This window comes from Ginsengibacter sp. (assembly GCF_057362405.1).
The window spans coordinates 1-11,599 of sequence record NZ_JBMQQG010000174.1 but is presented as its reverse complement, the minus strand read 5'-3'; the positions used below and the strand labels follow the sequence as shown (position 1 = coordinate 11,599).

The following is an 11,599-nucleotide window of genomic DNA, read 5'->3' as shown; positions in this document are numbered from 1 at the left end:
CAAAGGGCCAAATGCAGCAGCACTATACGGCTTCCTGGGGAGAAACGGCGCCATTATAATTTCAACTAAGAAGGGTACAAAAAATAAAAGTGGCTTGCAGGTAACTTTTAACTCGAGCACACAGTTTAATAAAGGGTTTATTGCATTGCCGAAATATAATGATGAATATGGGCCGGGTGATAATGGAAAGTATGCATTTGGCGGCGGTGGGTCCAGCCCTGCTTCTTATTTCGGAAGCGGAGCAGTGGGTGTTGGAATTAACGACTACGATTATGATGTTTGGGGTCCTCAATTCAGGGGGCAATTAATACCCCAGTATGACGGAGTATACGATCCGGGCCAGGATTACACGACTACCTTTGCGGACGGAACGATGTATACAGGCCACGTGGCACCAACACCATGGCTTGCAAGAGGAAAGAATAATCTTCCAAGATTTTTGCAAACCGGGCTTCTTCAGTCGAATAGTATTTCGGTAGGTTCATCTACTGAAAAAACCGATTTTCGTCTATCCATTGGGAATACATACCAAAGAGGTATTGTGCCTAATACCAAGCTAAACAACGGGAACTTTACCGCCAGTCTTGTACAAAGGTTCAATAGTAAATTGAGTTTAACCACTTATTTCAATTATAGCAGGCAATCAACACCAAATGTACCTGATGTTAATTACGGGCCTAATAGCATCATCTATAATCTTATTCTTTGGGGAGGTGCTGACTGGAGCGTATCGGATCCGAATATCCGTAATTACTGGCAAACAGGAAAAACAGGTATACAGCAAAATTATGAAGAGTATTACCGGTACAACAATCCATGGTTCATGTCTTACGAATGGTTGAGGGGGCATTACCAAAATAATGAGTATGGATACGCATCCCTGAACTATAAGCTAAATGACAATATTGATTTCCAGTTCAGGCCGAGCATGACTGCGTACGATATGTTTAACTCCGAGAAAATGCCTTACTCCGCTGATGTCTATGGCAGAGAACTTCACCAGGGGGATTACCGTGAAGACAGGAGGTCTTTATTTGAATCAAATGAAGAACTGCAGGTAAGGTATCATAAAGATAATATTCTGGGATTCTTAGACCTGCAGGCCCTGGGTGGTGGAAACGTGAGGGATTTTAGTTTCAATTCGAACTTTGAATCTACTAACTACCTGAACGTTCCTGGCGTTTATTCATTTTCCAACTCGCAGGGTACTTTAACGGGAAGTAGTTTCCGCTCAAGCCTGTTGGTTTTAAGTGCTTACTATTCGGTCGATCTTGGATATAAATCCTTTGTAACAGCAAACGTAACCGGCCGGGTTGATAAATCGTCTTCACTGCCCGCAAATGCAAACAGCTACTTTTATCCTTCATTTAACCTTGCAACCGTTGTTTCGGAATATGTGCATTTGCCAAAAGTAATTTCGTTCTTAAAATTCAGGGGATCGTACGCTGAAAGTAAAGCCGGTGGAACCACTGCCTTTTTTTCGCCTGATGTAAGCGCTACTCCTGCCGGTAATTATGGGTATACATGGAGCTCTCCTTATGGTGGCCCGGTTTATCAATTCACGCCAACATATTCCTTAGCGCCAACTTATAACAGTCAGAATAGTGCGAAATATAGTGATCAAACCATTAACCCAACCATTCATACCCAGGCACGGAAAGCCACTGAGTTTGGTGCGGATATTCGTTTTTTCAACAACCGGTTAGCTTTTGATATAACTCATTATCATTATAAAGATGATGCCATAGTAGGGCAGGGAACTTCTCCTTCGTCCGGCTATTCTTCGTACCTGACTAACGGAAATGTATATACGAACGATGGTTGGGAGGTTACCATGAATGCAAGACCTATTGTTAATCCAAATGGGTTTAACTGGAATATAACCGCTAATTTCTCTACCTATGTAAGGAAATGGGTAAATAATTCAAACCCGAATAACTATGAATACAATGGCAAAAGGATTGACCTCGTTTACGGAAATGCTTTTGTAAGGACACCCGACGGCAAGATGGTAATTGATCCTGCTTCAGGTGTTTATATGAGGTTTTCAGATTTAGGTGTTTCAGCAAAAAAAATATACGGGCATGCCGATCCTGATTGGCAATGGGGCTTGATCAATATGGTTAGCTACAAAAACTTTTCACTACACTTTCAATTCGATGGAATGGTTGGCGGTGTAATGGAAGATTATGTTAGAAAGAAAACGTTACAGGGAGGCCGTCACATCGAAGCTGCTACTGGTGCCTTGGGGGCTGCCCGGCCTATGGATGAGGCCAACATTGCAGCCTACCTGGGCGACGGCGTAAACCTTACGGGTGCACCAATTGTGTTGGATCCACTGACAGGAGTAATTACCAATTACAAGGATCTTACGGTTACCCGGAACGCCACCAAAAGCCAGGTGCAGCCGTTTGTTACACGCATGGCTTCAATTCCTGATTTAGATATTATTAAAAAGACGTATGCTAAGTTAAGAGAGGTAACTCTTTCATATAACCTGCCTCAAAGTTTGTTTGGAGCCAAATCTTTTATTCATGAGGCAAGTGTTTCTTTTGTTGGGCGAAATTTATTGTACTTCTTCCCAAACAAGTATAAGGATGTAGATGTGGACCAGTATACTCAGGATTCTGGCTCTGGATTGCAAACGCCAACAACACGCAGCTACGGCTTCAATGTAAATCTTTCATTCTAATCTAATACAAAGCAGACAAATATGAAACAGATAAAATATTTATTCTTTATTCTTATCGGCAATTTAATATTGACTTCGTGCAATAAACAAATTATCGACAAGCAGGTTAATCCCAATAACCCGCCGAGCGTGCCTCCTAATTTAATTTTGGGAACCATCTTAACTGATGTATCGGGAACGGGTAGTCAAGGTAGCCTTGGCGGAATTAATTCATGGGATAACGTGCCTGACTGGAACCAGTATCACTGTCAGAATTATGATTATTACGGTAATAATATTTACTCGTGGACTGCTGATAATAGTTCTTTTGATCCTTACCTCGTGATGAAAAACGTAAATAAAATGCAAGATGAAGCAGTTGCACGAGGAGCAGATCCTGAAAATCCATATGATGCTGTCGGTCGATTTGTGAAAGCCTATTATTTTTATAATTTGACTTCAATGTTTGGAGATGTTCCCTTAACGAGTGCATTGCAAGCTCCCGAAATTTCTTCACCCGATTATACGCCGCAGGAACAGGTATTTCAATATGTATTAAACGAGTTGGATTCTGCCAATAATGAATTTTCAGCATTAATGGGTAAAAACGACAATTCTCTGTCTGCGTCGCAGGATATATTTTATGGTGGAAACCTTGCCGCATGGCAAAAGCTTGTCAATACTTTTAAACTCAGGGTGCTGGTGAGCCTCAGCAATAAAGCTTCAGATGCAACGCTGAATGTTCCGGCTCAATTCGCCGCTATAATTGGTAATCCTTCCAAATACCCGATTTTCACAAGCCAGGGTGACGATTTTCAATTTGTATACAATCCGGGTAGTTCAAATACATATAGCACTTACCCGTTCAATCCAAGTAATTATGGTTCAATTGCAGGCAGGTTTAATATGGCCTCTACATACGTTGACGCTCTTAAAGCATTAAATGATGCACGTGTGTTCATGACCTGTGAACCAGCGTCAGCATTGTGGGGCAATGATCCTAATCCTGCCCAATTTAAATATTTCGTTGGTGCCAGCACCGGCGAGCCGGTTCAAAGTATGTACGGCAATGCAAGTGCAGGTGAGTACTCTTTTATTAACAGGTACCGCTATTACTCTAATTTCACAGGCGAGCCAGATGTATTGGTGGGTTATAAAGAAATGCTTTTTAACATTGCTGAAGGAATTAAAAGAGGATGGGCTAACGGTAACGCAGAAACGTATTATAGAACCGGTATCGCTCAATCGTTGAAATTTTATGGAATTGACACTAGTTCAAGTAGCCAGACCGCTTACTTTCTTCCCGCTGGAGCTAACTCCGTAACACAGGTTGCTCCATATCCCTTTACTTTTGATTTTTCAACTTATTATTCGCAGCCGTCAGTGAAACTTTCTGCAATCCAGGCAACCGCAATCGATCAAATAGTGCTTCAAAAATATATTGCGATGTTTGAAAATTCAGGTTATGAAGCCTACTTTAACTGGAGGAGGACTGGCGTACCCGCATTTCAAAGCGGGGCAGGTGTTGGAAACAATGGTGTTATACCGAAGAGATGGGCTTATCCACAATCTGAACAGCAGCAGAATGGAACTAATTATGCGGCAGCATTGTCAGCACAACAATTTGCAGCAGACGATCTTAATCAAACTATGTGGTTGTTAAAATAGTTTTGTTGCTTGATAGATAAAACTAAAAAATAAATTAGTCCGGTTTGGTTTTAGAACATAGAGACGGAATGGTATTTATTCCGTCTCATTTTATTTTTCTTTTGAATATTTGCTAAAATTATGGATGAATCCAAAGCTATAGAAGTTGTTGATGAAATTATGAGTCTGTATAATAATTATGGTGATGAAGACTATATCGGTGAACCTCTTTCACAGATTGAGCACATGTGTCAGTGTGCTCAATTGGCTGAAAAAGGGAACTACGACGATGAAGTAATTCTTGCCGCGTTCTTCCACGACATCGGGCATTTATGCGAGCATATTATGAATGTGGAATATATGGACGGGTATGGTATTGTAGATCACGAAAAAATTGGTGCCGAATACCTAGCCGGCAAAGGGTTTTCTAAAAAGATAACAAGACTCATTGAATCGCACGTTGCTGCAAAACGTTACCTCACTTATAAAAACCCTGCTTACTATAACAAGCTTTCGGAAGCCAGTAAAAGCACATTAAACTTCCAGGGTGGGCGAATGAACGAGCAGGAAGCAAAGGACTTTGAAAAAGAAGAATGGTTTAACTTATACATTACTCTTAGAGGCTGGGACGAAAGAGCAAAAGAAGAACATGTTCCTCTGCCGGATTTACAACATTATCGGAATATGATGATTAATCACCTCACTAAAAATAAATGAATGAGTATTGAATTGGTTGTATTCGACATTGCAGGAACCACAGTTGCCGACAAAGGAAATATAAATGATGTTTTCAGAAAAGCTTTTTTAAACGCAGAGATAGAAAATGTAGATCCCGCCGATGTAGATGAGGTGATGGGTTATAGAAAGAAAGAAGCGATAGAAATAATAGTTGCAAAATATAAACCGGGTTATGAAAATGATGCTGCATTTATAGATGCTATTCACGAAGATTTTACCAATCAGATGGTGGCTTACTATGAAACATGCGACGGCCTGGTTCCACTTCCATTTGCTGAAAAAGTTTTTAAGGAGTTACACACAAACAAAGTGAAAGTGGCATTGAATACAGGTTTTACAAGGGTGATCACTACGCCAATTTTAGAACGACTCGGCTGGGATAACGCTCCTTTCATAGACGCAGTTATTTGCAGTGATGAAGTTCCTGAAGGGCGTCCTCATCCATATATGATAGAAATGCTTATGCAGAAATTTAGCATTAGCAATGCTGAAGACGTGGCAAAAGTGGGCGATACAAAAGTAGACATTGAGGAAGGGCGTAATGCTGGCTGCGGAATAGTGGTGGGAGTAACAACCGGTACTTATACCAGGGAACAACTGATAAAATATCAGCCTGATTTTATAATAGATTCATTAGAAATTTTGCCTTCATTAATTCTCTGATAAGTGCAGCCAGTTTCCATACCTGTTAATAAAAGCAAATACCGGGATACTTACGTAGCGATCTTTGCATCGATCATTACCTTTTTAACCTATGCATCAGTGTACGCTTTCCGGAAACCATTTACGGTTGGAAGTTTCAGCAAAGCGCCGCTTATATTTGGCATGGATTACAAAGATGCCCTGGTTATAACCCAGGTGATTGCTTACATGTTCAGCAAGTTTTACGGAATAAAATTTATTGCTGAGTTAAAAAGGTTTGGGAGAGGCAAATTAATTCTGTTGCTTATTGGGATTTCCTGGATAGCATTGTTGCTTTTCGCAATAACGCCCGCCCCATTCAACATTATATTTTTATTTATTAATGGTTTTCCGTTAGGTATAATATGGGGAATCGTTTTTTCATTTGTTGAAGGACGACGGGCAACCGATTTTATTGGTGCTTCTCTTGCTGTGAGTTTTATTTTTTCATCTGGTTTTGTAAAATCTGTAGCAAAATACTTACAGGTTGATTTTCATGTAACCGACTGGTGGCTTCCATTTATTACCGGGCTCGTTTTTATCCTACCCTTATTGCTTTTTGTTTATCTACTGGAACGAATTCCACCTCCTTCGGAAGAAGATATTGAAAACAGGATTATTCGACTGCCAATGGATAAAACGGAGAGAAAAAAGTTTTTTAATGAATTTAAATACGGACTGGTGTTGCTGGTAGTACTCTATGTCTTCTTAACCGTGTTCCGCGACATTCGAGATAATTTTGCTGCTGATATTTGGAAAGAACTGGGCTTTGGTAATGAACCTTCTGTTTTTACGGCAACAGAAATACCCATCACCATAATTGTGTTGATAATGATTGGCAGTATGATTATTATACGAAATAACAAAAGGGCTCTTGTTATTACGCACATCATTATAGTTGCGGGTTTTTTAGTAGCCGGAATTAGTTCGTGGATGTTTATCAACCATCATCTTTCTCCTTTTTTATGGATGACACTAGTGGGACTGGGATTATATATGGGTTATATTCCTTTTAACTGCATTTTGTTTGAAAGGCTGATCGCAACTTTCAGACATGGTGGAAACGTCGGATTCCTGATATACATTGCTGATTCATTTGGCTATTTAGGAAGCGTGCTGGTTATTATTAGCAAATCTGTTTACAGTAACAAGTTGCCATGGGCAACTGTGTATTCTAACGGTGTCATGTACCTGTCGATAATTGGTGTTGCCGGAACACTAATGGCATTGCGTTATTTTAATAGAAAGTATAAGAGGAGTAACGTTGTGAAGCTAAAGAATGACGAACAGGAAATTATATCATTAACAATGTAAATTTTAAGCAACCCATTCCCACTGCCGGGTATGTCGCAGGATGGAGAGGGGTTGGGGTGAGGTCATGAGTAAATCAGCAATAGTAATCGGAGCAGGAATTGTTGGCCTGGCAACTGCAAGGGCGCTTTCTCTTAATGGCTTTAAGGTAACCGTTATTGAAAGATCGGCTAAGGCCGTTGGCGCATCAGTAAGGAATTTTGGAATGGTATGGCCCGTGGGGCAACCCGATGGAACCATGTATAATCGTGCTTTGCGCAGCCGGAGCGTTTGGAAAGAAATTGCAGATACAGCCGGCTTTTGGTACGATGAATGCGGTAGTGTTCATTTGGCGTATCATGCCGATGAATGGACTGTATTGCAGGAGTTATATGAAGCATTTAATAAAAATGATCGCCCGGTTACTCTAATGAATCCATCGGAAATATCGGGTAAAATAAATGGTGTTAATCCCGGGAATTTAATTGGCGGATTATTTAGTAAAACAGAATTGATTATCGACCCGAGAGAGGCCATTGCAGTGCTACCTTCTTATTTATCAGAAATTCATGATGTTCGTTTTATTTGGAATAAAAACGTGGTTGCTGTTGAAAAGAATAAAGTAAAGGTTGGCGAGGAAACGATGCAGGCTGATGTTATTTGCATTTGTTCAGGTGCCGATTTTGAAACACTATATCCGGGGAAATTTGCAGAGCTGCAGTTAACGAAATGTAAGCTACAGATGATGCGGTTTACGAATGCATACGAACAGTCCAGGATAGGAACAGCTCTTTGCGGAGGCTTGTCTCTTATTCATTATGAAAGTTTCAAAGCTGCGCCATCACTGCCATTGTTGAAAGAGCGATATCAAAATGAGCTGAGTGATTACCTGCGATTAGGCATTCACGTTATGGTTTCTCAAAACGGAAAAGGAGAGCTTACCGTGGGCGATTCACATGAATATGGATTAACATTTTCGCCATTTGATGACACATTTATCAATGACTTAATTACAACGTATCTTAAAACTTTTGCACTTACTGATCAGTGGAAATTAATTCAATCATGGCATGGAATTTATCCTAAAATGACGAATGGTAAAACAGATATTTTTCTGAAGGCTGAAGAAGGTGTTTATATAATCAATGGTCTTGGCGGCGCAGGAATGACTTTATCCTTTGGCTTTGCTGAAGAAGTTGTAGAAACCATAGTTTAAAAATTCAATCATCAATTCAATCATCGGATCCTCTAATAAAGATTATTCGTTGTAGCTGACCTGGCTTGTCATTGATTTATTCTAAAATACATTCTCCACATACCTTTCAATTCTTCCCTAAATTTTGGATACGTTAAGAAGGTTTTGCTATGAAAGTGAAAGCCGGCTTTTTGGTAAAATGAAATGGCTTCCCGGTTGGTATCGATCACTGCAAGCCATAAAATCTCTTTGTTAGTATTCTTCGCAATATTAAAAGATAACTCAAGCAATTGTTTGCCGATCTTCATTCCCTTAAACTTTGGCAAGATATAGATCTTGTCAAGCTCTGCGCCTTTACTTATGTCGAGGCCCGGAAGGTTTGAAAATAAATTAAGTTTCATAAATGCCACTGGCTCTTTGTGCTTAAATGCAACATAGAATTGAATTTTTTCATCAGCCAATTCTTTTTCTAAAATGTCAATTCCAAAGACTTGCTGCAGATAATTTTCTAATCCACCCTTTTCCCAATGGTGGTGGAAATTTTGACTGTATGCTTCGCAACAAATTTTGTGGAGCATCCCGGCGTCAGCAACTTTCATTTGAATAATTTCTATATCATTGGCCATGGCTTTAAAAATGATTATTTAGCTGTTTGCATATTCCTCATCTTCTATCACCATCCCATTATCTGTTAATTCCTTTTCCTTTTTTCTTTTATGAAGCTCTAATTTGGTTTTAGAATCTATCATGTCGGCTTGCACTTCATTTTTAATCCTCATTTCAATTTCATTTAAATATTCATCATACGGCCCGCGGCTTGTTAATCCTTTCCAGGTTACGGGTAAAATATCAACTAAAATGAAAAAGAAAATCAAGAACCAGGTGGTGATCCTGATAATACTATTGGAAGCGGTCAACCGGCTTAAGGCATTTTCTCTTTCAAGATAGTCCCGGCTAAAGGTAAGCCTGTTTATTTTTGATTGCCGTGTTGAGTCAAGCCTGGCCATTGCAACAGTGTTTTCAATCTTCTTTGCTTCATTGGATATTTTCGTCTGTGCCAGGTCGTTATATAACCGGTTAAGATAGGCAGTATCATATTTAAAAGTGGGACCTTCACCTGCTCTCCCTGTGGTGCGATCGTCGCCTCTTACCACTCCCTTTATTTCATCGTGCAGAATTCCTTCCTGGGTATGAATGGTATCGTTTATAACTTTTGCGGTGTTATCAATAGTATCCCTCTGCTGTTGTAAATCTTTTTTCTGCAGTTGATAAACATTTTCAATGCTATCCACTTTTGCATGCGCCACTTCATCCATATTTACTTCAATACTTTCATGAAAGTAAAGTAATACCAAAGGATGGGCAACAGCAATGCCAACGAAAGCTGAAAAAACAACCCTTGACAAAAATGTAAGCGAGCTGATATCTTTTAATATGGAACCTTTTTTGCGAAATGTGGAGATGATAAACCGGTCAAAAATGAAGACTATACACGCCCATACAAGGCCGGCAAGAATATATAGATAAGGGTTATTTACAAATGTTGATATAGCATAGGTCATGGAAAATAAACCTAGCGTAGCCGGAACCAAAACAAGGGCTCCAAAGCCGGCATGTTTTATATGTTCAGAACGGGGACATCTTTTGAGAATATCTTCATCGGAGCCCTCACAGGCTATTAAAAAACGGTATAATAATGATTTCAAAAGACTATGTTTTTCTTTTAATAAGATCGTTTACATATTGCTTAGCTGTAGGCAGCGCTGTGGTTGCGGCCTGCAGGAAAATAATACTTCGTCTTTTAAGGTTGAATAGTTGAAAGAAAAACAGTATTCAAAAGTATACAGAAAGAATTGAGATATCAATAGTATTAACAGAACTTTTGTAAATAAAAACGCCAACTTTTTTATGGTACTCGTTACGTCGGTATTGTAAAAAATGCCCGCTAAAAAACTATATTCCAATCATAAGAATCTACTTTAATAATTTTTTATAACGCCCCATTGCTTCCACATAATAATAATCGGCGTAAGGTAGCGGGGCGTTTACCTCCGAATTGCTGTTCATATTGGCAACACTGTGTTTCAAAATAAAACCACCGTTTGTACCAATAGCTGCTTTATATTCAGGATCAGAAAGCGTATGCAAAATAATGGAGGCGGCTTTAAGATATTCCTTCGACAAGTAGATACCACTGTAACCCGAGAGCTCAATTAACGCCGACGCTAAAATTGCTCCCGCTGAGGCGTCACGTTCCGCATTTGGAATACCCGGTGCATTATAATCCCAATATGGTATCTTATCTTTCGGAAGGTTAGGATTGTTTAATAGGAATGAGGCGATGTGTTGAGCCTGATCTAAATATTTTTTATCATTTGTATAGCGATACATAACCGTGTAGCCGTAGAGTCCCCACGATTGACCCCTTGCCCATGCGGACTCATCCGCTGCTCCTTGCGCAGTTTGCTTCTTAATCACTTTTCCGGTTACAGGATTATAAACTACTACATGATAAGAACTATAATCAGGCCTGAAATGGTTCTTCATGGTAGTGTTGGCATGTGTAACAGCTATATTGTAAAAAGAAGAATCACCTGTAACTGCAGTCGACCACAGTAATAATTCGAGGTTCATCATATTGTCGATAATCACTCTGAATTCTGTCGTGTCGTTACTATTGCCCCATGAACGAATGCATCCAACTTTCGGATTGAACCTGGTTGATAAAGAACGTGCAGAATTGAGAAGAATTTCTTTGTATTTGGTTTCTGGAGATATTCGATAAAGATTACCATAACTGCAATACATCATAAAACCGAGGTCGTGCGTGCCCGTATTATATTGCTCTTTATCCATTAAAACAATTTTTTTCAACGCCTCATTATATAATGCTTTATCCTTTGTTGCTTCATATAGGTATAACAAAGTGCCGGGATAAAACCCTGCGACCCAATTAGAAGATTTACAAGTCTTAAGACCATCGCCCTGGAATGATTCGGGCATAACCCCGTCAGGAACTTTCTGCATCAAAACCTTATACTGTGCATCTGCCTCCTTCAGATTTTTATCAATCCAGCTTGCTGAAATTTTCTGGGCACTAAGCTGGACTGAATTCAGCATCGCGACCGATAGTAACATGTAGGTCGACGTCCTGGTTGCTATTTTTTTGAGTGATTCTTTCATAAGCTAAGCGCTAAATTCTGTTAATTCAGTTTATATGAGCCCGCACATATGCCTGCGATACAGTGTTTTCTAAATTTCAAAAAATTCCTGTATTCAAAATGCATATAAAATGAAAGCGTCTGCTCGCTATTTTCACCGGACACTTTTTTGATGAAGTTAATGATGTTTTTATAACTTAAAAAAGCTTTTCTAAT

Annotated in this window: 9 protein-coding genes; 6 read left to right on the top strand and 3 right to left on the bottom strand. The window is 39.6% G+C overall.

The features are described 5' to 3' along the window. The 6 genes from ACO1O5_RS14435 to ACO1O5_RS14410 all read left to right on the top strand — a co-directional run. A partial coding sequence (locus ACO1O5_RS14435; protein WP_486271393.1) for a SusC/RagA family TonB-linked outer membrane protein occupies nt 1-2,692 on the top strand: 2,692 nt, incomplete at its 5' end. 21 nt (nt 2,693-2,713) lie between these two features. Continuing rightward, on the top strand, nt 2,714-4,339 hold the full coding sequence (locus ACO1O5_RS14430) for a SusD/RagB family nutrient-binding outer membrane lipoprotein (RefSeq protein ID WP_486271391.1): 1,626 nt from the start codon (nt 2,714-2,716) through the stop codon (nt 4,337-4,339). Between the two features lie 120 nt (nt 4,340-4,459). Continuing rightward, nucleotides 4,460-5,035, top strand: coding sequence for an HD domain-containing protein (locus ACO1O5_RS14425; protein WP_486271389.1), 576 nt, complete (start codon nt 4,460-4,462; stop codon nt 5,033-5,035). After that, nucleotides 5,036-5,719, top strand: a complete 684-nt coding sequence (locus ACO1O5_RS14420; RefSeq protein WP_486271387.1) for an HAD family hydrolase — start codon at nt 5,036-5,038, stop codon at nt 5,717-5,719. 3 nt (nt 5,720-5,722) lie between these two features. Beyond that, nucleotides 5,723-7,051, top strand: coding sequence for a DUF5690 family protein (locus ACO1O5_RS14415; RefSeq protein WP_486271385.1), 1,329 nt, complete (start codon nt 5,723-5,725; stop codon nt 7,049-7,051). Nucleotides 7,052-7,115: 64 nt separating this feature from the next. Continuing rightward, nucleotides 7,116-8,243, top strand: coding sequence for a TIGR03364 family FAD-dependent oxidoreductase (locus tag ACO1O5_RS14410; protein ID WP_486271383.1), 1,128 nt, complete (start codon nt 7,116-7,118; stop codon nt 8,241-8,243). Nucleotides 8,244-8,311: 68 nt separating this feature from the next. Here the strand turns inward: ACO1O5_RS14410 and ACO1O5_RS14405 are convergent, their stop codons facing one another. The 3 genes from ACO1O5_RS14405 to ACO1O5_RS14395 all read right to left on the bottom strand — a co-directional run bounded on the left by ACO1O5_RS14405 (nt 8,312) and on the right by ACO1O5_RS14395 (nt 11,405). Beyond that, nucleotides 8,312-8,848 (bottom strand): GNAT family N-acetyltransferase, encoded by a 537-nt coding sequence (locus ACO1O5_RS14405; RefSeq protein ID WP_486271381.1) that lies wholly within the window; start codon nt 8,846-8,848, stop codon nt 8,312-8,314. An 18-nt stretch (nt 8,849-8,866) separates the two neighbouring features. After that, nucleotides 8,867-9,928, bottom strand: a complete 1,062-nt coding sequence (locus ACO1O5_RS14400) for a DUF4407 domain-containing protein (RefSeq protein ID WP_486271379.1) — start codon at nt 9,926-9,928, stop codon at nt 8,867-8,869. Between the two features lie 268 nt (nt 9,929-10,196). Beyond that, a complete protein-coding gene (locus ACO1O5_RS14395) occupies nt 10,197-11,405 on the bottom strand; it encodes a glycoside hydrolase family 88 protein (protein WP_486271377.1) in 1,209 nt (402 codons plus the stop codon). Nucleotides 11,406-11,599 lie beyond the last annotated feature (194 nt).